General features: G+C 65.9%; 20 protein-coding genes. 14 read left to right on the top strand and 6 right to left on the bottom strand.

Going from position 1 to position 20,869, the window contains the following annotated elements:
* Positions 1-36 precede the first annotated feature (36 nt).
* Together KV697_RS16725 and KV697_RS16720 are read right to left on the bottom strand one after the other, a co-directional pair.
* Positions 37-2,637: a TonB-dependent receptor plug domain-containing protein gene (locus KV697_RS16725; RefSeq protein ID WP_219019142.1), complete on the bottom strand. Its 2,601-nt coding sequence runs from the start codon at positions 2,635-2,637 to the stop codon at positions 37-39.
* A gap of 50 nt (positions 2,638-2,687) precedes the next feature.
* Entirely contained in the window at positions 2,688-2,921 is a 234-nt protein-coding gene (locus tag KV697_RS16720) for a hypothetical protein (protein ID WP_219019141.1), read from the bottom strand.
* A gap of 23 nt (positions 2,922-2,944) precedes the next feature.
* Here KV697_RS16720 and rplU point away from each other — a divergent pair, with 23 nt between their 5' ends.
* From rplU to lptG, 11 genes are all read left to right on the top strand, one after another.
* Positions 2,945-3,244 carry a 50S ribosomal protein L21 gene (gene rplU, locus KV697_RS16715; protein ID WP_007405484.1) on the top strand — a complete coding sequence of 100 codons (300 nt, stop codon included), beginning with the start codon at positions 2,945-2,947 and terminating at the stop codon, positions 3,242-3,244.
* A 43-nt stretch (positions 3,245-3,287) separates the two neighbouring features.
* Positions 3,288-3,554 carry a 50S ribosomal protein L27 gene (gene rpmA, locus KV697_RS16710; protein WP_042486007.1) on the top strand — a complete coding sequence of 89 codons (267 nt, stop codon included), beginning with the start codon at positions 3,288-3,290 and terminating at the stop codon, positions 3,552-3,554.
* A 180-nt stretch (positions 3,555-3,734) separates the two neighbouring features.
* Complete coding sequence (locus tag KV697_RS16705) at positions 3,735-4,283, top strand: GNAT family N-acetyltransferase (protein ID WP_219019140.1); 549 nt, start codon at positions 3,735-3,737, stop codon at positions 4,281-4,283.
* Between the two features lie 275 nt (positions 4,284-4,558).
* Positions 4,559-5,608 carry a GTPase ObgE gene (gene obgE, locus KV697_RS16700; protein WP_219019139.1) on the top strand — a complete coding sequence of 350 codons (1,050 nt, stop codon included), beginning with the start codon at positions 4,559-4,561 and terminating at the stop codon, positions 5,606-5,608.
* Between the two features lie 178 nt (positions 5,609-5,786).
* A complete protein-coding gene (gene proB / locus KV697_RS16695) occupies positions 5,787-6,887 on the top strand; it encodes a glutamate 5-kinase (RefSeq protein WP_219019138.1) in 1,101 nt (366 codons plus the stop codon).
* Positions 6,884-7,780, top strand: coding sequence for an SDR family oxidoreductase (locus KV697_RS16690; RefSeq protein ID WP_219019137.1), 897 nt, complete (start codon positions 6,884-6,886; stop codon positions 7,778-7,780). Before proB ends, KV697_RS16690 begins: the two co-directional genes overlap by 4 nt.
* Positions 7,781-7,851: 71 nt before the next feature.
* Positions 7,852-8,097: an acyl carrier protein gene (locus tag KV697_RS16685; protein ID WP_076711893.1), complete on the top strand. Its 246-nt coding sequence runs from the start codon at positions 7,852-7,854 to the stop codon at positions 8,095-8,097.
* Between the two features lie 28 nt (positions 8,098-8,125).
* A complete protein-coding gene (spt, locus tag KV697_RS16680; protein ID WP_219019136.1) occupies positions 8,126-9,388 on the top strand; it encodes a serine palmitoyltransferase in 1,263 nt (420 codons plus the stop codon).
* A gap of 246 nt (positions 9,389-9,634) precedes the next feature.
* Positions 9,635-11,554 (top strand): ATP-binding protein, encoded by a 1,920-nt coding sequence (locus KV697_RS16675; protein ID WP_219021464.1) that lies wholly within the window; start codon positions 9,635-9,637, stop codon positions 11,552-11,554.
* 188 nt (positions 11,555-11,742) lie between these two features.
* Positions 11,743-12,942, top strand: coding sequence for an LPS export ABC transporter permease LptF (gene lptF / locus KV697_RS16670; RefSeq protein WP_219019135.1), 1,200 nt, complete (start codon positions 11,743-11,745; stop codon positions 12,940-12,942).
* Entirely contained in the window at positions 12,939-14,036 is a 1,098-nt protein-coding gene (lptG, locus tag KV697_RS16665; protein WP_219019134.1) for an LPS export ABC transporter permease LptG, read from the top strand. The genes lptF and lptG overlap by 4 nt, the downstream gene beginning before the upstream one ends.
* A 167-nt stretch (positions 14,037-14,203) precedes the next feature.
* Here the strand turns inward: lptG and KV697_RS16660 are convergent, their stop codons facing one another.
* A complete protein-coding gene (locus tag KV697_RS16660) occupies positions 14,204-15,298 on the bottom strand; it encodes a fatty acid desaturase family protein (RefSeq protein WP_219019133.1) in 1,095 nt (364 codons plus the stop codon).
* Between the two features lie 132 nt (positions 15,299-15,430).
* On the opposite strand from KV697_RS16660, the gene KV697_RS16655 reads away from it, so the two are divergent.
* Positions 15,431-16,582 carry an N-acetyltransferase gene (locus KV697_RS16655; protein WP_219019132.1) on the top strand — a complete coding sequence of 384 codons (1,152 nt, stop codon included), beginning with the start codon at positions 15,431-15,433 and terminating at the stop codon, positions 16,580-16,582.
* Between the two features lie 49 nt (positions 16,583-16,631).
* Here KV697_RS16655 and KV697_RS16650 read toward each other — a convergent pair whose 3' ends face one another.
* Together KV697_RS16650 and KV697_RS16645 are read right to left on the bottom strand one after the other, a co-directional pair.
* The gene (locus KV697_RS16650; RefSeq protein ID WP_219019131.1) at positions 16,632-16,898 is read right to left on the bottom strand and encodes a hypothetical protein; all 267 of its coding nucleotides are present in this window, start codon (positions 16,896-16,898) and stop codon (positions 16,632-16,634) included.
* Between the two features lie 23 nt (positions 16,899-16,921).
* Positions 16,922-17,170: a hypothetical protein gene (locus tag KV697_RS16645; RefSeq protein ID WP_219019130.1), complete on the bottom strand. Its 249-nt coding sequence runs from the start codon at positions 17,168-17,170 to the stop codon at positions 16,922-16,924.
* A gap of 539 nt (positions 17,171-17,709) precedes the next feature.
* Between KV697_RS16645 and KV697_RS16640 the strand changes: the two genes are divergently transcribed.
* Positions 17,710-18,363: a class I SAM-dependent methyltransferase gene (locus KV697_RS16640; protein WP_257575387.1), complete on the top strand. Its 654-nt coding sequence runs from the start codon at positions 17,710-17,712 to the stop codon at positions 18,361-18,363.
* Positions 18,360-18,983, top strand: coding sequence for a hypothetical protein (locus tag KV697_RS16635; protein ID WP_219019128.1), 624 nt, complete (start codon positions 18,360-18,362; stop codon positions 18,981-18,983). Before KV697_RS16640 ends, KV697_RS16635 begins: the two co-directional genes overlap by 4 nt.
* 208 nt (positions 18,984-19,191) lie before the next feature.
* Here the strand turns inward: KV697_RS16635 and KV697_RS16630 are convergent, their stop codons facing one another.
* Positions 19,192-20,868, bottom strand: a complete 1,677-nt coding sequence (locus tag KV697_RS16630; protein WP_219019127.1) for an aminotransferase class III-fold pyridoxal phosphate-dependent enzyme — start codon at positions 20,866-20,868, stop codon at positions 19,192-19,194.
* Position 20,869 lies beyond the last annotated feature (1 nt).

Here is a 20,869-nt window from a genome sequence, read left to right as displayed (position 1 = left end):
CGGCCGGGACATGTACCCCGACCGCCCCTGCGTGCCTCAGAAGTTTACCGAGGCCCGCGCATAGAGGAACCGACCGTTGAAGCCGAAGGGCGACAGGCTGGAATAGGGCAGGAAATAATTGTTCACCCCGTTCGTCCCGCCGACGGGCGTGCGGGTGGGATAGATGTCGAACAGATTGTCCGCCCCGATCGCCAGTTCCAGCGCCTCGATCGGCTTCACCCGAATCTCGGCATCGGTGATCCATTTGGGCGCCAGGGTGAAGTCGCCCACCCCCGCCCCCGGCGCGATCGCCAGATCGGTTGCACTTCCCGCCGAGAAGACGGTGCCGTAGCGATTGGTGCGGACCGTCGCGGAGACGCGGCCCAGTTCGTAATCGGCGCCCAGGTTGATCTTGCTGTTCGGCTGCCCCTTGGTCAGGCGATAGCTTTCCGCGCGACCGAAGACGAGCAGGCCCGGCAGTGAGGGGAGCGAAGCACGCCCGGTGATCGCCTGTTCGTTATAGTTGAACCCGGCGGTCAGGCTGACCCGGCCATAACCGAAATCGGGGACGCGATAGGTGGCGATCACGTCCACGCCCTGAGTCTTGGTATCGACGCCGTTGACGAAGAACCGCGCCGAGTTGACGCCCGCAAAGCCCTGCGCCCGCAGCAGCGCGTTGACCGCGGTGCCCTGCAGATTCTCGCTGAGCACGATGCGGTCGCGGATGCGAATCTGATAATAGTCCGCCGTCACGTTGAAGCCGGGAATCGGATCGAAGGTCAGGCCGCCGCCGAAATTGGTCGCCTTTTCGGGCTGGAGCGGCTTGGAACCCAGCGCGATCGCCAGCGGGCTCGACACCGGCACGGTCAGGATTTCCAGCAGCGTGCCCGCGACGTTGTTGGTCGACGAGGTGCTGAAATATTGCTGCGCCAGGCTGGGCGCGCGGAAGCCGGTCGAGATCGAGCCGCGCACCGCGACACCGGGGAAGAGCTGCAATCGCCCGGCCAGCTTGCCGTTCACCGTGTCGCCGAAATCCGAATAATGCTCGTACCGGCCCGCCGCCTGGACGGACAGGGCATCGTTCACCTCTGCATCCAGTTCGACATAACCGGCAAAGCTGTTGCGCGACACATCGATCGCGTTGGCCGGGCGGAAGCCGGGGAAGACCTGCGCCCCGCCAGGCGCACCGTTGGGCACGAACGGGCCGTTCTCATAGCTGGCCGGATTGCCCGCCTTGATGCTGAAATTCTCGCGCCGGACCTCGCCGCCCGCCGCGAAGCCCAGCGAATTCATGAAGCCCACGTCGAAGCGGTGACTGAGGTCGAAATTGCCGACGATCTGGCCGAAACGGATGCCGCCCGCATAGAAATTGCGCGGGCTGCCCGCCCCACCCAGCGAGGTATTGAAGCTGTTCTCGACCGAGTAATCGAGCGAGTTGGCGCCGTAAACGACCGACAGATCGGCGTTCCAGCCATCGGCGATCTCGCCCTTTACCCCGACCGCGCCGGAATAATCCTCAATCTCGGACCGGATGAACGGCAGGAAACCATTGGGGTAATAAGGCACGAAGGTCGTGGTCGAAGCCGACCAGTCGCGGTTGCGCGAGTCGTTGGGCCGCCGGAAGAAGCCCGCGCCCAACCCGTCGCGAATGCCGTAGGAGCCGAAGGTATAGAGGTCGAACTGCCCGGCGATCTGCGTGCCCGCATTCACGAACAGGTTCATGTCGCGCGTCTTGCCGTCGCCATAGGCGTGGTTGAAGCGGTTGGCGGTCAGCTCGCGCGCATCGCCCGCGAAATATTGGCGACGGGGATCAGCGGCGGCCCGCTGGGTGGGATCGCGGTCGCGGAACTGGCTGGAAAAGACGAAATAGCCGTCCGGCCCCATCGGCAGGCCGATCGACGAGGCCAGCGTCAGCGTATCGCCGTCATGGCGCACCCGGTCGTCCTGCGAGTAGTTGAGGCCCAATATGTCGTTGGCGCGGTTGGTGCCCCCCGACACCGCGATCACCGGATTGCCCGCCGCGTCGGTCTGGACGCCGAGCAGGTCCTTCACCCCGTCCATGCTGGTGCGATATTGGCCATAGGTGACCGAGCTGCGCACGCCCTTTCGCTTGGAGAGCTGGATATTGATAACGCCCGCGATCGCGTCGGAGCCATAGAGCGAGGAGGCGCCGTCGCGCAGGATCTCGATCCGGTCGATGGCGATGGGAATGATCTCGTTCAGGTCGACCGCGCCCGACCCGCGCCCGACCGATCCGTTCAGGTTGAGCAGTGCGGCCTGATGGCGGCGCTTGCCGTTGACCAGCACCAGCGTCTGGTCCGGTGCCAGCCCGCGCAGCGTCGCGGGACGCAGCGAGTCGGTGCCGTCGGTGATCGAAGGCTGCGGGAAGTTGAACGAGGGCACCAGCTGGTTCAGCAGCTTGTTGGTTTCGGTATAGCCCGCATTGGTCAGCTGTTCGCCGCCGATCACGTCGACCGGCACCGGGCTGTCGGCGATGGTGCGGCCGGGAATGCGGCTGCCGGTCACGACGATCGTATCCTGCGACTCAGGCGTTTCCTGCCCGGCGGCGGCCGGTGCGGCGTCCTGTGCGGCGGCGGGCAGCGCGAGACAGAGCCCCGACACGGAGGCGAGCAGTAGCGTGGCGTGAGATATCCGCATCAAATTCCCCATTTTTTGATACAGGGCGGTCATTTTGCCGCCCCCGAGCATCAGAATATGTCGACGACGGACACCCGCAATTCCCATTTCAATCGTTTCATAATTTTGTCATGCGGTTGTTGCTGCAGCGCAACATTGCCAGAATAGGACCAATCCGGCTGGATCGGCACGTTCGTCTTCGGAATGGCAAATCCGGGCGAAAGACAGATTCCCAGGTTGACAATCCGGCCACCTTTGCCTAGCTGGCCGTTCTTTCCCGACGGGCATTCCCGCGCGGGAGCCATGTATTTGGGAAGTGATAACAGCCATGTTCGCAGTCGTGCGCACGGGCGGCAAGCAGTATCGCGTCGCCGCCGGAGATAAGATCGTCGTCGAAAAGATCGAGGGCGAAGCCGGCGCGTCGGTGACGCTGGGTGACGTTCTGCTGGCGGGCGAAGGCTCGGAGCTGAAGGCCGTCGACGGCATCACCGTTGCCGCCGAGATCATCGCTCAGGCGAAGGCCGACAAGGTCATCGTCTTCAAGAAGCGCCGTCGCCACAACTATCGTCGTCGCAACGGCCATCGTCAGCAGCACACGATCCTGAAGATCGTGTCGGTCGGCGCCTGAATTTCAGCCGCGCCACCCCAACGAAATCCAGGAGTAGTTCGCAATGGCACATAAGAAAGCAGGCGGTTCGTCGCGTAACGGTCGTGATTCGGCCGGCCGTCGCCTTGGCGTGAAGAAGTTCGGTGGCCAGGAAGCCATCGCCGGCAACATCCTCGTGCGTCAGCGCGGGACGAAGTTCTATCCGGGTCGCAACGTGGGCATGGGCAAGGACCATACCCTGTTCGCGCTCGTCGATGGCCGCGTCGCGTTCCACGAGGGCAAGCTTGGCCGTAAATTCTGCTCGGTCGAACTGGCCGCAGCGGCCGAATAATCGGGCAACCGCGCCGGGTTGCCCACCAGGGTGACCCGGGTTCCGCGCAGGAACCAGCAAAAAAGGGAGACGGGTCACCCCGGCTCCCTTTTTTCATGCTCCCTCCACCGTTTGGGCTTCTGTCGCCGTCCCGTCATGGGTCTGTGGCAAGCGCCCGACGCGACGAGGAGTTGTCGAGTGATGTTCGCGCGGACCCCAAGATTGTTGTTACGGCCAGCCTGGCCGGAAGATGCCGCCGCCCTGACCAAGGCCATCGGCCATGAAGCCGTCGCCCGCATGGCGGCGCGCGTGCCCCATCCGTACACCCATGACGACGCCGAGCGCTGGCTGGCCCAGCCCTGCGGCCCGACCGAGCCGCGCTTCCTGATGACCGCGCTCGACCGGGGCGGGGCGCCCGAACTGATCGGGGGAATCGCGATCATCGCGGGCGATACGGGGCATGAACTGGGTTACTGGCTGACGCCCGACGCCTGGGGGCGCGGCTATGCGACCGAAGCGGGCCGCGCCGTCGTTGCGATGGCGCGCCACGCTTTGCCGATCACCCGACTGAACGCCTGGCATTTCGTCGACAACCCCGCCTCGGGCCACGTCCTGACCAAGCTGGGCTTCCGCCCGACCGGCCAGCGCATGGCCCGCGCCTCGGCCGGACGGGCGACGCTGTCGCCCAGCATCCATTATGCGCTGGACCTGGAGGAGGAGCGAAATCCCGCGATGCCGTTGGCGGCATGAGGGTCTTCCCGGGTCGCAGTCGGGATAGCGGCCTGCGATCCGGGATTCCGGGCGGGAGGGGCGTGGCCTTCGACGTCGCTCAGGCTGAACAGCTGTTTGTATAAGGCCCCATTCTTCCAACCTCCGTTCAGCCTGAGCGAAGTCGAAGGCCACGCGAAACACCACCGCCCCACGTCCACGCATCCGGTGCACCAAGGCCACGCCCCTCCCCCGATCGCCCCGGCGACAAAAGGCCGGGCTGGTCAGTCGGCGCGGTGAGCGGTAAAGGCGGCGCCATGCATTTTCTCGATCAGGCCAAGATTTTCGTCCGCTCCGGCGCGGGCGGCCCCGGCGCAGTGTCCTTCCGCCGTGAAAAGTTCATGGAATATGGCGGCCCCGACGGCGGCAACGGCGGCAAGGGCGGCGACATCATCTTCGAGGCGGTCGCGGGCCTGAACACCCTGATCGACTTCCGCTACACCCAGCATTTCCGCGCGCCCCGCGGATCGGGCGGGTCGGGGTCGAACCGCACCGGCGGCGGCGGCGAGGATCTGGTCATCAAGGTGCCGGTCGGCACCCAGGTCCTGTCCGACGACAAGGAAGAGGTGCTGCTCGACTTCACCAAGGTCGGCCAGCGCGAGGTGTTCCTGCGCGGCGGCGACGGCGGGCGCGGCAATGCCAGCTACAAGACCTCGACCAACCGCGCGCCGCGCCAACACGGCACCGGCTGGCCCAGCGAAGAGGCGTGGGTCTGGCTGCGTCTGAAGCTGCTCGCCGATGCGGGGCTGGTGGGCCTGCCCAATGCGGGCAAGTCGACCTTCATCAACGCGGTGACGAATGCGCAGGCCAAGGTCGGCGCCTATGCCTTCACCACCACCCGGCCGCAGCTGGGCGTGGTGCGCCACCACGACCGCGAGTTCGTGATCGCCGACATCCCCGGCCTGATCGAGGGCGCGGCGGACGGCGCCGGGATCGGCGACCGCTTCCTGGGCCATATCGAGCGATGCCGCGTGCTGCTGCACCTGGTCGACGCCAATGACGAGGACGTGGCCGAAAGCTATCGCATCGTCCGTGACGAGCTGGAGGCCTATGGCGCCGGGCTGATCGACAAGCCGCACATCATCGCGCTGAACAAGATCGACACGCTCGACGACGAGCTGATCGAGGCGCTGTCGGCCGAACTGGCCGAGGCGAGCGGCGCCGATGTGATCCCGCTGTCGGGCGCGGCGGGCATCGGCGTGGACTGGGTCCTCGACAAGCTGCTGGAGCAGATGGGTCCGGGGCCGGATGCGGTGCCGGAGAATGACGAGGGCGAGGACGAGATTACGTGGTCGCCGCTGGGATGATTCGTCAGGTGGCGGGCTCGCTGAGACTTCCTGCCCTCCCCCATCCCCTCCCACTTGCGGGAGGGGAGCGATACTTGGCGAGCTATTCGCTCTTTCTTCTCCCCTCCCGCAGGCGGGAGGGGCCGGGGGAGGGAAAAGCGCCTCGCAGAGACCGGCAATCTTGGCACTCCATTCCACAATGATCTTCCCCCCGCCCCCCTGCCAGCGGCTGATCGTCAAGGTCGGCTCCGCCCTGCTCGTGACGCCCGAGGGCGAAGTCCGTCGCGACTGGCTGACCGGACTGGTCGCCGACATCGCCGCACGCGTCCGCGAGGGGCAGCAGATCGCGATCGTCTCGTCGGGCGCGATCGCGCTCGGCGCGCGCCGACTGGACCTGTCCAAGGGCGGCCGCGCCAGCTTGGAGGATGCGCAGGCCGCCGCCGCGACTGGCCAGATCGCGCTCAGCCAGGCCTGGGCCGAACTGCTCCACGCGCAAGGACTAACCGCCGCGCAGATGCTGGTGACACTCGACGATCTGGAGGATCGCCGCCGCTACCTGAACGCCGCCGCGACGCTGAACCGGCTGCTGGGGTTGGGCGTGGTGCCGGTCATCAACGAGAATGACAGCGTCGCCACCGAGGAAATCCGCTTCGGCGACAATGACCGACTCGCCGCGCGGGTGGGGCAAGCGGCGGGCGCGAACGGCGTGCTGCTGCTGTCCGACGTGGACGGACTGTACGACAGCAACCCGCACACCAACCCGGACGCCCGCCATATCGAGCGGGTTGAGCGAATCGACTCGGTCAGCGGCATGGCCGATGGCGGCTCCGCCTCCGGCATGGGGTCGGGCGGCATGGTGTCGAAGATCGCCGCCGCGCGCATCGCGGTCAGCGCGGGCGCGCATCTCGCCATCGCCTCGGGGCGGATCGACCATCCGCTCTCCACCCCCGCCCGCCACACGATCTTCGTCGCCGAAAAGGGCGCCCCCGCCCGCAAGGCATGGCTGGCAGGCGGCCTGACTGCGCGCGGCGCGATTCACGTCGATGCGGGCGCGGCCAGGGCACTGGCAGAGGGCAACAGCCTGCTCGCGGCGGGCGCGACTGCCGTGCAGGGCCATTTCGCGCGCGGCGACCTCGTCACCATCGAGGGGCCGAACGGCACCATCGCGCGGGGGCTCAGCGAATATGACTCGACCGAGGCGCGCGCGCTGGTCGGCACCCGCTCGGACCAGCAGGCCGAGATACTGGGTCACGCCCCGCGCGCCGCGCTGATCCATCGCAACCATCTGGCCCTGCTATGATCGTCGCGGTGACGGGAGCGACCGGCTTCGTCGGTCGCGCGGTGGTGGACCGTGCCGCCGGTTCGGGCCTCACTTTGCGCGCCCTCACCCGGCGCGCCCAGCCGTCGCGCGCCGGGCTCACCTGGATCGCCGGCGCGCTGGACAAGCCGGAGAGCCTCGCCACGCTGGTCGAGGGGGCCGACGCCGTGCTCCATATCGCGGGCGTGGTGAATGCGCCCGACCGCGAAGGCTTCGTCGCGGGCAATATCGATGGCACGCGCGCCATGGTCGATGCGGCGAAGGCGGCGGGCATTCGGCGCTTCGTCCATGTCTCCTCGCTGTCGGCGCGCGAGCCCGAGTTGTCCGTCTATGGCTGGTCCAAGCGACAGGCCGAGGATGTGGTGGCGGACAGCGGCCTCGACTGGACGATCGTCCGGCCGAGCGGCATTTATGGCCCGCACGATACCGAGTGGCTGGACGTGTTCCGCACCGCCAAACTCGGCCTCGCCTTCATGCCTCCGCCTGGCAAGCTGTCGCTGATCGCGGTCGAGGATTTCGCGCGGTTGCTGACCACACTCGTCGCCACCGATGGTCCCCGCGCCGTGCTGGAGGTCGATGACGGACAGGTGCTGACCCATGCCGAACTGGCATCCGCCATGGGCGCGGCGGTCGGGCGGCGGGTGATGACGCTGCATCTGCCGAAAGGTTTGTTGAGCCTGGGTGCGAGGATCGACCGGAAACTGCGGGGCAACGGCGCCAAGCTGACCCCCGACCGGGTCGGCTATCTCTGCCACCCCGACTGGACCGCCGACCCTGCGCTTCGCCCCGACCCGGCGCTGTGGGAGCCCGCCATCCCGCTGGCCAAGGGGCTGGCCGATACGGCACGGTGGTATCGCGCCAACGGCTTGCTATAGCAGCGAACATACAGGTGGTCGAAAAGCCGCCGCATTTGGGTGCCACTGGGCGCCCGACTGAAAGGATCATCATGAGCGACCGCCAAGCCATTTTCGACACCGTCGCGGCCCAGATCGCGCCCTTCAACAAGAAGGGCGTCGCGCTGACCGAGGCGACGACCTTCCAGGGCGACCTGGAGTGGGACAGCTTGACCGTGATGGATTTCGTCGCCGCCATCGAGGACGAGTTCGAGATCATCATCACGATGAACATGCAGGCCGAGATCGAGAATGTCGGCCAGCTGGTCGACGCGGTCGAAAAGCTGAAGCAAGCCTGACCCTGAAGCGCCCGAGACGGACCCTCCCATGACCGAAGCCGCCGCCCAGCCCCATGCCCTGCCCGCAGATGCACAGGAGGTTGCCCCCGAGCGCGACCTGCTCTCCAAGTTCGACGGCCTGATCGCCGAGCGGCAGAAGCTGCTCGACTCAGGGGTCACCGATCCCTTCGCGATCGTGATGGAACAGGTGAAGTCGCCCACCGAGGCGGTGATCCGCGGCAAGGATACGATCCTGCTCGGCACCTATAATTATATGGGCATGACCTTCGACGCCGACGTCATCGCGGCGGGCAAGGAAGCGCTGGAGAAGTTCGGTTCGGGCACCAATGGCAGCCGGATGCTCAACGGCACCTTTCACGACCATATGGACGTCGAACAGGCGCTGCGGGAGTTCTACGGCACGACCGGCGCGATCGTCTTCTCGACCGGGTACATGGCCAATCTCGGCATCATCTCGACGCTGGCGGGCAAGGGCGAGTACGTCATTCTCGACGCCGACAGCCATGCGTCGATCTATGACGGCTGCCAGCAGGGCAATGCCGAGATCGTCCGCTTCCGCCACAACTCGGTCGAGGATCTCGACAAGCGGCTCGGCCGCCTGCCCAAGGAACCGGCCAAGCTGGTCGTGCTGGAGGGCGTCTATTCGATGCTGGGCGACATCGCCCCGCTGAAGGAGATGGTCGCCGTCGCCAAGAAGCATGGCGCGATGGTGCTGGTCGACGAAGCGCACTCGATGGGCTTTTTCGGCCCCAACGGACGCGGCGTGTACGAGGCGCAGGGGCTGGAAGGCCAGGTCGATTTCGTTGTCGGCACCTTCTCCAAGTCGGTCGGCACGGTCGGCGGCTTCGTCGTGTCCAACAATCCGAAGTTCGAGGCGGTTCGCCTGGCCTGCCGCCCGTATATCTTCACCGCCTCGCTGCCCCCCTCGGTCGTCGCGACCGCCGCGACCTCGATCCGCAAGCTGATGACGGCGCATGAAAAGCGCGAGCGGCTATGGTCGAACGCTCGCGCGCTTCATGGCGGACTGAAGGACATGGGCTTCCGCTTGGGCACCGAGAATTGCGACAGCGCGATCGTCGCGGTCATCCTGGAGGACCAGGAACAGGCGGTCATCATGTGGCAGGCGCTGCTCGACGGTGGGCTGTATGTGAACATGGCGCGTCCGCCCGCGACCCCGGCGGGCACCTATCTGCTGCGCTGCTCGATCTGCGCAGAGCATACGCCTGAGCAGATCCAGACGGTGCTGGGCATGTTCCGCGCCGCGGGTCAGGCAGTCGGCGTCATCGCCTGACCCCGTTTTCGGGTCGGCCCCCTTTCATCCTCCCCTGCTAGGGGAGGTGGCAGGCCGCAGGCCTGACGGAGGGGTGTCACCGCCTGATGGGAGCGGACCGCAGATGCCGACACCCCTCCACCATGCTCCGCATGGTCCCCCTCCCCCTCTGGGGGAGGAAGGGGTAAGCGGCCCCGTAAAAGCCGCACGGCTATATCCGGCCCGGCTTTGCAATATCCGACCGTCGAGGATAGCGTCGCGCCCGTGATGGATCAGGACGAGCTTGGCGGGGTCGGCCGGTGGCGGACCTTTGCGCTGATCGCGATGGCGGTGGCGGGCGCGGTGACGTTGGCCATGCTCGTCATCACGCTGGGCCACGCCAATCGCGAGCGCGACCGCGCGCTGGAGCGGCAGAGCCACAGCTATGACGTGATGATCGCCGCGCGCACGTTGGCGGGCACCATCGCCCGGTCGGAGGCGTCGTTGGGCCGCTACGTCATCTCGGGCGACCGCAAGCTGGGCCAGCTCTATCAGGACGAATGGACGACGGCGGGGGTTCAGCTCGACCGGCTCGACCGGATAATCGAGGACCAGCAGCAACAACGCCTGATCGACGAGCTCCGCCAGGCCTATGAAGCGCGCGGTCGCGAATTGTCGACGATCGCTTTGTCGACCACCTATCACCTCAACCGCCAAGCCTATGGCCTTTATTATCAGGCGCGTCAGGCCGAGGCGCTGCTCAAGATCAACGATCTGCTCGCCCGTCTGACCGATGGCGAGCGGGTGCTGCTGCAACAGCGATCCCAGGCTGCGCAGGAGACGGTCCAGCATTCCAACAAGATCGCGAGCGGCCTCGTCGTGTTCGGCATCGTGCTGGTGCTGGGCGGCATCGCGCTGGCATGGATCATCGTCGGCGCGGTGGGCGAGCGGGCCGAGGCCCATGCCGAAGCGCGCGCCGAACGCGCCCGAGCCGAGGAACTGGCCAGTGCGGTCGAGGTCGCGACCGAGGAGCTGAAGGTCCAGGAAGCCAAGCTGCGTCAGGCGCAGAAGATGGACGCGCTGGGCCAGCTGACCGGGGGCATCGCGCATGACTTTAACAACATGCTGGCGGTCGTACTGGGCGGGCTGGAACTCGCCCGCCGCACCCAGTCGCCCGACGACATGGCGCGCCATCTGGAGAGCGCGACCGAGGGAGCGCACCGCGCCGCCGCACTGACCCGCCGCCTGCTGATGTTCAGCCGCGAGGAAGCGCTGGCGCCTGAGATTCTGGTGCCGCGCCGTCTGGTCGAGGGTATGCGCGACCTGCTCGACCGGACGCTCGGCGACGGGGTGAAGGTGAAGGTCGAGGACTGGACGACCGGCTGGACGCTGTTCGGCGATCGAACCCAGATGGAGAATGCGATCCTCAATCTGGCGGTGAACGCCCGCGATGCGATGGACGGGCGCGGCCAGTTGACCATCCGCACCGCCGAAATGCGCATGGGGCCCCATGCCCTGCCCCGTGCCGAGGCGGGCGATTATGTGGTGCTGTCAGTCGCCGACACCGGCGACGGCATGACGCCCGAGGTGATCGAACGCGTGTTCGAGCCGTTCTTCACCACTAAGCCCGCGGGCAAGGGCACCGGGCTGGGTCTCAGCCAGATTTTCGGGCTGGTCGGCCAGATGGGCGGCGACGTGACCATCCAGAGCGCGCCGGGCAAGGGCACGACGGTCAGCCTCTATCTGCCCCGTCATGACGCACCCGCCCCCGCGATGCCGGTTGAGACCCCGCTGGCCGCGCCCGAAGTCGAGGCGGAAGCAGAGGGAGCGCTGCGCATCCTGCTGGTCGAGGACGATCCCCGCGTACTCGCCGCGACGATGAGCGCGCTTCAAGAGCTGGGCCATGATCCCATCCCCTGCAACGACTCGCGCGAGGCCGAAGGATTGCTGGCACGGCATCCGGGCATCGGGCTGATCGTGTCCGACGTGCTGATGCCGCACCTGACCGGTCCCGAGCTGATCGCGACGATCCGCCCGCGCCATCCCGATCTGGCGGTGCTGTTCGTCACCGGCTTCGCGGGCGACGCGCAGGCGACCGGGTTCGAGGGGCATGAGGTGCTGCGCAAACCCTTCACGCTGGCCGGGCTGGAGCGCGCGGTGGCGGCGGCGTTGAAGCGGGCGGAGGGGTTGGTCAGCGCGGCGGCTTGAGGGGTGCGGTACGTAGCCTTCGACTTCGCTCGGGCTGAACGGCTTTTGGTATCAAGCTCCATGTCCCTCACTCCGTTCAGCCTGAGCGAAGTCGAAGGCCAAGGGAATCCTTCGCAAACAAGGGGTGACGCGCCCTGCCCGCGCCCGTATAGCCATGGCCGTTTTATCGCGCGAGTGATGTCCCCCGCATGAAATCCATCGATCGCTACATGGCCCGGTTGATCGCGTTGCCGCTGTTCGCGACGCTGCTCATCTCGGCGATGCTGCTGGTGCTCGATCGCATCCGCCGCCTGTTCGAATTCGTCGCGACCGAAGGCGGGCCGATCAGCGTCGTGTGGCGGATGCTCGCCAACCTGCTGCCCGAATATCTGGGGCTGGGCATTCCGATCGGGCTGATGCTGGGCATCCTGCTCGCTTTCCGCCGCCTCGCCACCTCGTCCGAACTGGACGTGATGCGCGGCGTGGGCATGAGCTATACCCGGTTGCTGCGCGTGCCGTACATGTATGCGATCGTGCTGGCCGCGCTGAACCTGGCGATCGTCGGCTATATCCAGCCGGTCGCCCGCTATTATTACGAGGGCTTGCGCTACGAGCTGCGCACCGGCGCGCTGGGGGCGTCGATCAAGGTCGGCGAGTTCACCCATCTGGGCGACCGGATGACCCTGCGCATCGAGGAGAGCCGGGACAATGGCCGCGACCTGTCGGGCATCTTCGTCCATGCCAACACGTCGAAGGGCGACTGGATCGGCGTGACGGCGGAGCGCGGGCGCTTCCTGGCGACCGACGATCCCAACGTCATCATCTTCCGCCTGACCAACGGCACGCTGATCCACAACCGGCCCGAGTTCAAGGCGCCGCGCGTGCTGACCTTCTCCAGCCATGACCTGCCGATCGACTTGCCTAAGTTCGACAATTTCCGCCAGCGCGGCGGCCGCGACCTAGAGTTCACCCTGCCCGAGCTGGCCCGTCACGGTCAGGAGGCGCAGAGTGCCGAGGCACGCGCCGGCAGCCGATCCGAATTCCACTTCCGCGTGGTCGAGGTGGTGACGATGTTCCTGTTGCCGCTGCTCGCGGTGTCGCTGGGCATCCCGCCCAAGCGATCGACCTCGGCGCTGGGTGTGTTCCTGTCGATCGTGATGCTCGTCACCTATTTCAAGGTGAACCAATATGCCGCCGATATCGGCGCGCTGGGGCGAGTGAACCCCATCCTGGCGCTATGGGGGCCATTCGCGGTGTTCGCGGGGCTGGTCCTGTGGATGTATTATGTCACCGCCTATGTGCCCGGCGGGCAGCCGATCGGCGCGCTGGAGCGCGGGGTGGCCAAGCTGGCCAAGGCGATCGGGCGCTGGATACCCGGCCGCCGCCGTAAAAAGGCCTATACGGCATGAGCCTGTCCAACATTTTCCCGTCGAGGACGATCGCCATCTACATGGCGAAAATGTTCCTGATCCGCACCTTCGCGATCCTGTTCGCGGTGGCGCTGGTGCTCCAGACGCTCGACGTGCTGAGCGAATCCGGTGCGGTGCTGGCCGCGCCGGGCAACGGACAGGCGCAGGTGTGGCGATACGTGTCGCTGCGCGCGCCGCAGATCATCTCGTTCCTGCTGCCCTTCTCGGTGCTGCTCGGCACGATCCTGACCTTCTTCACGATGAACCAGAATTCCGAGGTCATCGCGCTGAAGGCGGCGGGCATGTCGGCGCATCAGGTGCTCGCCCCCCTGCTGATCGCCAGCGCGGGCGTGGCGGCGTTCAGCTTCGCGTTCAACGACCGCATCGTGCCGCGCGCCAGCGCGACGTTGTCGGCCTGGCAGAAGGTGCAATATGGCCCCCTGCCCATCGACAGCGGCGACCGGGCCAATGTCTGGGTGCGCGACGGCGACGACCTGATCTCGGTCGATCTGATCCAGGGCCGGGGCGCGAAGACCCAGCTGGGCGGCGTAACTCTCTACGACCGCGCGGGCGGCAGCCTCCAGGCGATCGTGCGGGCCCCGCGCGGCGTGCGCTCGGGCGATGGCTGGCAGATCGGCCCGGCGACCCGGTTCGAGGTGAAGTCGGGCAAGCTGACCAACTATCCCTCGCTGATCGTCGGGCGCGGCGTGTCGCCCGAGCAACTGACGCTGGCCAGCGTGAACGCCGACAACCTGTCCTTCGGCGCGCTGTCGAGCGCGATCACCGACCTGCAGGAAGCGGGACGGCCGACCAAGTCGCTGGAAGGTTCGCTTTGGCACAAGCTGTCCGCGCCGATGTCGGCCATGCTGATGCCCCTGCTCGGCGCGGTCGCGGCGTTCGGCATTGCGCGGTCGGGCAAGCTGTTCGTCCGAGCCGTGATCGGCATGGCGCTGGGCTTTGCCTATTTCGTGGCGGACAATTTCTCGATGGCGATGGGCGATCTGGGCGCCTACCCACCCTTCCTCGCGGCTTGGGCACCGATCCTGCTGTTCTTCCTGATCGGCGAAGCGGTACTGTTCCGGACGGAGGAGTGAGGGGGTAGGCTGGCGCCCCCCTTTACCTCCCTCCGTTCAGCCTGAGCGAAGTCGAAGGCCAAGGGAAAACGTCCACCAAGCTGCGATGATGGCCCGTGCACTTCGACTTCGCTCAGTGCGAACGGAGGTACGGAATTGCACGATAACCGACGGCCGGTGCCGGGGGATTACTTCCCCCGGCGGATCGTGCTCATCCCGATCTTCGCCACCAGCCCCGGCAGGCCCTTGTAGCTCGCCTTGTGATAGGGCGAATCCGGGGTCAGCGCCGCGCTGATCCGGCGGTGCGCCTCGCCCAGCGAATGATAGGGCAGCGACGGCAGCAGGTGGTGCAGCGCATGATAACGCAGTCCCACCGGCGCCCACAGGCCCGGCAACAGCGCGGGAGGCGGCACATTGACCGAGTCCAGATACTGCGCCGTCACCGTCATCTGCTCGCCCTCATTCTCCCATAGGTGGGCGACGAGCGTGCGGACCTGGTTCAGCACCGCCACCGCCGAGCCGATCGCAAAGCCGATCGCGAAACCGCGCACCGGGATCACGCCCGTCGCAACGAGCACGATCAGCGCGATCGCCCAGATCGAGGCCGCCGCATCGGTGCGGTTGAAGCGGACCAGCGCCTCCCCCTCGGGCATACGGCGGCGGAAATGCGGATTGATCGCCAGCGCCGAATAGCGCTCGACCACCACCTTGCGCAGGCCGGGAATGACCCAGGACAAAGGCGACAGGATCGCAAAGCGGATCAGCAGCCCCAGCGGGGCCAATGCCGACACCAGGATGAACACCGGCAGCGTCCAGGGCTTCATCAGCGCCAGCGGCAGATATTCGGGATCGTCCGCCGTGCCGTACCGCGTCTTGGCGTGGTGCAGGTTGTGCACCCCCTCATACATGAAGGCGGGCGTCAGCAGCGGCACACCGACCAGCGCGTTCCACCCTTCGCGGAAACGCGGCAGCGCCGAATGCTTCATATGGCTGACTTCGTGGATAAACAGCAGAGCGCGATAGAGCGCCAGCACCGCCACGACCGAGGCCACCACGATCACGCCCGTCGACGATGCGGTCACCGCCACGGCCAGCGCCGCATAGCCGACCAGCGCGCTGCCCACCATATCGCCCCAGTAAAGGCCGGGACGCGGCGCGATCAGGTCGCGGGTCAGCTCGGCGGCGGCGCGCAGCATCGCCTTGTCGTCCGCAATCGGGACACGCACGGAAGGGGCCGCTGCGACGGCATGCGCACTCCGTTCAAAAGAAAGCGTCGATTCCATAGCTCTATCCTTTGCCCCCACATAGTGGCGACACGGTGGCATTCCCACGGCCCGCCATGACGGAATCCTCACTCGCTATGATCGACGCGGGCGGTTAGGAACGATGGCAAAATCATTGCCGGACCGCATCCCATGACCGTTTCCATCCGCCCCATCTCTTCGAAGTCGGATCGCAAGATCTTCGTCGACTTCCCCTTTCGCCTTTACGCCGACGATCCCCACTGGGTTCCGCCGCTGAAGGGCGAGGCGCTGGGACTGATCACCCCGGAAAAGAATGGCTGGTACAGCCATGCCAAGGCGCAGCTGTTCCTGGCGGAAGAGAATGGCAAGGTCGTGGGCCGCATCTCGGCGCATCTCGACACGCTGGCGCTGGAGATGGAGCCGTCCAAGGGGTTCGGGCCGGGCGTCGGCTTCTGGGGCCTGATGGATGCGGTGAACCAGGACGTGTTCAAGGCGCTGCTCGCCGCCGCCGAGGGTTGGCTGCGCGACCAGGGCATGACCCGCGCGATCGGTCCCGTGTCGCAATCGGTCTGGGAAGAGCCGGGTCTGCTGGTCCAGGGCTTCGACCAGGACCCGACGATCATGATGGGCCATGCGCGCCCCGAATATCAGGGTTGGATCGAGGGTGCCGGTTACGGCGTCGTCAAGCAGCTCTTCACCTATGAGCTGGACATCACGCAGGAATTCCCGCCCATCGTCCAGCGGATCATCAAATCGGGCGAGAAGAACGAGCGCATTCGCGTGCGCGAGGTGAACAAGGCCAAGTTCGAGGAAGAGGCCGCGATCATCCTGAGCATCCTGAACGATGCCTGGTCGGATAACTGGGGCTTCATCCCCCTCACCCCGCCCGAGATCAAGGATGTCGGCGTCAAGCTGAAGCCGATCGTGTTCAACGACCTGATCCGCATCGCCGAGCTGGACGGCAAGCCGGTCGCGTTCATGATCACGCTCCCCGACCTGAACGAGGCGATCAAGCCGCTCAAGGGCAGCCTGCTTCCCTTCGGCTGGGCCAAGCTGCTGCTCTGGCTGCGCGCGCCAAAGGTGCGGACGATGCGCGTGCCGCTGATGGGCGTGGTCAAGGAGCTTCAGTCGTCGCGCATGGCCAGCCAGTTGGCCTTCATGATGATCGAATATATCCGCCAGGCCTCGGTCACCAAATATGGTGCGTCGCGTGGCGAGATCGGCTGGATCCTGGATGACAATCAGGGGATGCGCTCAATCGCCGAGACCATCAAGAGCGACGTCAACAAGACCTATAACGTCTATTCGCGCGATCTGGGCTGATTCGCGCCGGGTGGGGCCGTCCTGGAATGGCGGCCCCGTTTCCCGTGCTTCACTTGGTACGACCGATATAGTTGAGCGGGTCGACACCGCGCCACATCCATTGCTTGCGCGTCATGCAGACCTTGCCGCGCATGATATGGTCTTCCTCGACATTCAGAAAGCAATAGCGGGTCGGCTTTGCGGCGGCCGTGGGCGCGGTCGGCAACGCGGCGGCTTCGACCGCAGGAGCGGCTGGCTTGGCCACCTCGTCGCGCAGCGACGGAGCGGACGACGGCGTCGACAGGGCGACAGCGGCGGCGAGCAGGGCGAACATCATGATGGGTCTCCGCTTTTCGAGGCTTAGCGACGCGCGATGCGGCCGGTGGGAAGTTCGCCGTCCTTCGCGATCCACTCGTCGGCGGTGCGGCAGACCTTGACCGGAATACGCGAGCCGGTGATCTGACCGACGGCGCAATAGCGGGTCGCCTTGGACGGCTGGATATCCGTGGTCGCGACCGCGACGGTGTTCAGCGTGACGGTGTTCGGCTCGACGGGCTCACGGGCCGGAGCGGCGGACAGGGTCGATGCGATCAGCAATGTCAGCAACATGGTGGTAACTCCCTTTGTGCCGGATCACCCCGGCAGGTGAGTTACTGCATTAGTCATGCCATACACATAAGACGTGGAATTTCAGAGGCTTAGTGTTTTCTGTAATTGCGCACGATGCTAATGCGTGGTGAATTTCGCCACATTCACGGTAAAACTCGCCATCAGGCGGAAGGCCTGACCGACCGGGCATCGTCATTCGCGCCGCACAGTTTTCCACGCCACTCTTCGCCGAACCATGAGTCCCGATCGAATCGCGGCGTTTAAATGGCAAAGAATAAGGAAAATATATTCCACCCCAGCACCAGCATAGACCGATGCGTCCGGCAGATCACAGGGCACGTCCATTCACATAGAACAGTGCGTCCATCTTATTCCCTAACTGACATATGCGACATATTCATGCATGCGCGATGACATTTTCGTTGCGCTATTGCGAAATTCTCGCAGATGACACGCCATTTGTCGTGAAACTGTCACCGCCTGCTGCGAACAGGGGTCGCATCGTCGTTCAACGGGATGCCCCTTCGATGGCAACGCAGATGAGTACCGCCAGCGTCACCAAGGCCTATGATCGCTGGTCGCCTGTCTATGACCTGGTCTTCGGCCCCGTCTTCAAGAAAGGCCGCTCCGCCGCCATCGTCGCCGCCGAGCGGATCGGTGGCCGGATCATCGAAGTGGGGGTCGGCACCGGCATCTCGCTTCCCCAATATTCGCGGGCCAACCGCATCGTCGGCGTCGACCTGTCCGAGCCGATGCTCGACAAGGCGCGCGAGCGGGTTCGCAGCGGCCAGCTGACCCATGTCGAGCAGATCGCCTACGGCGATGCCGAGGCGCTGCAATTCGCCGACAACAGCTTCGACGTGGTGGTCGCGCAATATGTCATCACCGCCGTCCCCAACCCGGAGCGGGCGCTGGACGAGTTCGCGCGCATCTGCCGCCCCGGTGGCGAGATCGTCATCACGACGCGGGTGGGCGCGGGCGACGGGCTTCGTGGACGGATCGAAAAGACGCTGATGCCGATCACCAGTCGCTTAGGGTTTCGCACCGACTTTCCGTTCGAACGCTATACCGACTGGGCGGCGACGCGCGGCGACGTGGAACTGGTCGAAAGCCGCCCCCTGCCCCCGCTCGGCCATTTCTCGCTGGTCCGCTTCGCCAAGCGCCAGCCCTCCCTCCAAGGACAAGTCCAATGACGGGTTTCCGCGCGCAGCTCGCCGAACAGCGGTGGGACGATCATCGCTTCTATCATCACAGCCTGGTCAATCAGAGCCTGCACTTCGTCAGCGCCTGTACCTTCCTGACCGCCTATGTGCTGCTGTTCATCGATCCGGCGGTCGCCAGCCTGCTCGCCTGGGGCGTGGCGATGACCAGCCGCCAGGCCGGGCATTTCTTCTTCGAGCCCAAGGGCTATGACCATGTGAACAAGGCGACGCATGAGCATAAGGAAGAGATCAAGGTCGGCTATAATCTGGCGCGCAAATATGTGCTGATGGGCATCTGGGGCGCGATCCCGGTCGTGCTGCTGGTCCAGCCGACGCTGTTCGGCACGCTGGAATATCCGGACGGCTTCATGGGCTATCTGCGCCATGTCGGCATCGGCTGGCTCGGCCTGGGCGTCAGCGCGATCTTCGTGCGGGTGATGCAGCTCTGGGCGAAGCGCGATCTGGAGACCGGGCTGGTCTGGGCGACCAAGATCGTCACCGACCCCTTCAACGACTTCAAGATGTACAAGAGCGCACCCCGCCGCCTGATGAAGGGCGAGCGGATGGATCATCACGATGTCGATGATTTCGAGGATTTGAAGGCGGCGTAAATTTCGCTTTGCGACGGAGAAGGGCGGCGGTCCGGCAAGGACCGCCGCCCATTTTTATATTCCACCCTCTCGTCTGGCCGCTCCCCTCCCGCAAGCGGGAGGGGATGGGGGAGGGAAAGCCACAGGCGACAAGCTCGGTGAGACACCATGCCCTCCCCCCGGCCCCCTCCCGCCTGCGGGAGGGGGAGAAGTAAAGGCTGGCGGGGATCTAAGCACCCCGCCCCAACCGCACCGCCAGCGACTCCTTCAAGATCCGCCGCCGGATCGCCTTGTTCGCCGCCTTCAGCTCCTGCGGTGTCTCGGGCGAGGTCCACCACCAGCCATCGTCACGCATCTGTTGTCCCGCTGCAACGAAGCGGTCGCAAATATCGGCGAACAGGGCGTCGTCGATGTCGAGGCTGAAGATCAGCCGCCCGGTTCCGACCCAGCTCAATGCCAGACCTTCCGCCCGGAGATAATATTGCAGCATCCAGTTATAGGGCGAGGCGACCGAATAGAGGATGGTCCAGATCGTCTGGACATGCGCGACCGACAGGGGCAGCCCCGCCGCCGCCATCCGCGTATTGAACATCGCGGCGCGGGCATTCCATCGCTCGTCCAGCCCGTCATACAGCGCGGCGATCTCGGGCGTTTCCAGCCGTCGCAGAAAGGCGTTCATCGCCCCCATCACCATGGGGTGCGAGTTGAACGTGCCGCGCGCGAAGCAGATGTCGACGGGGCGATCCTCCCGCCACCGCTTCATCAGATGCGCCGGGCCGCACAGCACCCCGACCGGCAGGCCCCCGCCCAGCGTCTTGCCATAGGTGATGAGGTCGGGCTTCACCCCGAAATACTCCGGCATCCCGCCCTTCGCCAGGCGGAAGCCCATGAACACCTCGTCGAAGATCAGGACGATGCCGTTCGCACGGCATGTCTCGGCCAGCCGGTGCAGCCAGTCGCGATAGGCGGCCAGGTCCGCCCCCGCCTTGCGCCCGCCATCGACCAGCTGCCCGTCCGAAGGGGCCGAGCCATTGGGGTGCATCGCCTGGAGCGGGTTGACCAGCACGCAGGCAATGTCCTTGCGCGTCGCCAACACCTTCAACGTGCGCTCGGACATGTCGGCCAGCGTCAGCGTCCGGTCGGCGGGCACCGGGTTGCCGATGCCCGGCTGCACATCGCCCCACCAGCCATGATAGGCGCCCGCGAACCGTACCAGACGCGGCCGCTTGGTATGATAGCGGGCGAGCCGCACCGCCTGCATCACCGCCTCGGTGCCCGACATGTGGAAGGACACCTCGTCCATCCCCGTCAGGGTCGTCAGGCGGCGGACATTGTCGGCGACGACCGGGTGGAACAAGCCGAGCACCCCGCCCAGTTCCCCGACCATCTCGGCCCCCTCGGCCATGGTCCGTTTGTAGAAGTCGTTACCGAACAGGTTGACGCCGTAGGAGCCGGTCAGGTCGATCAGCCGGTTGCCGTCCAGATCGACCAGGATCGGCCCTTCCGAGCGCTGATAGAAGGCGCCGGTCGCCAGCGTCGTGCGCACCTTCTCGCGAAACTGGAACGGTACCCGGTACGCGCCGGTGAATTGCAGGTCGGACAGGCCGCTTCGTGTATCGCGGGTCAGCGCCAGCGTCTGCGCGTAACGCTCGGCGAACAGCGCGCCCAGGCGCTCGAACCCGGCGCGCCGCTGGTCGGCAATCGCGTCCGGCGCATCGTCGACGCGGAAGAAGCGATCCTCGCCATAGCTGTAGAACGGGATCTGCCCGGCAATCCGCTTGGCCATGCGGACATGGCCGCCCAGCCCCGGATGCTTGGCGCGCGACAGGGTCAGCCGCCGATGCCCCTTCGTCAGGGCAACGGCACCGGCGGAAGCGGCCAGCAGGCCAGTGAGAATCGGGTTCATG

Origin of the sequence: Sphingomonas sanguinis (assembly GCF_019297835.1) — a bacterium.
GTDB lineage: Bacteria > Pseudomonadota > Alphaproteobacteria > Sphingomonadales > Sphingomonadaceae > Sphingomonas > Sphingomonas sanguinis_D.
The sequence above is the reverse complement of the archived record's forward strand: the minus strand, read 5'-3'. Positions and strand labels throughout refer to the sequence as shown.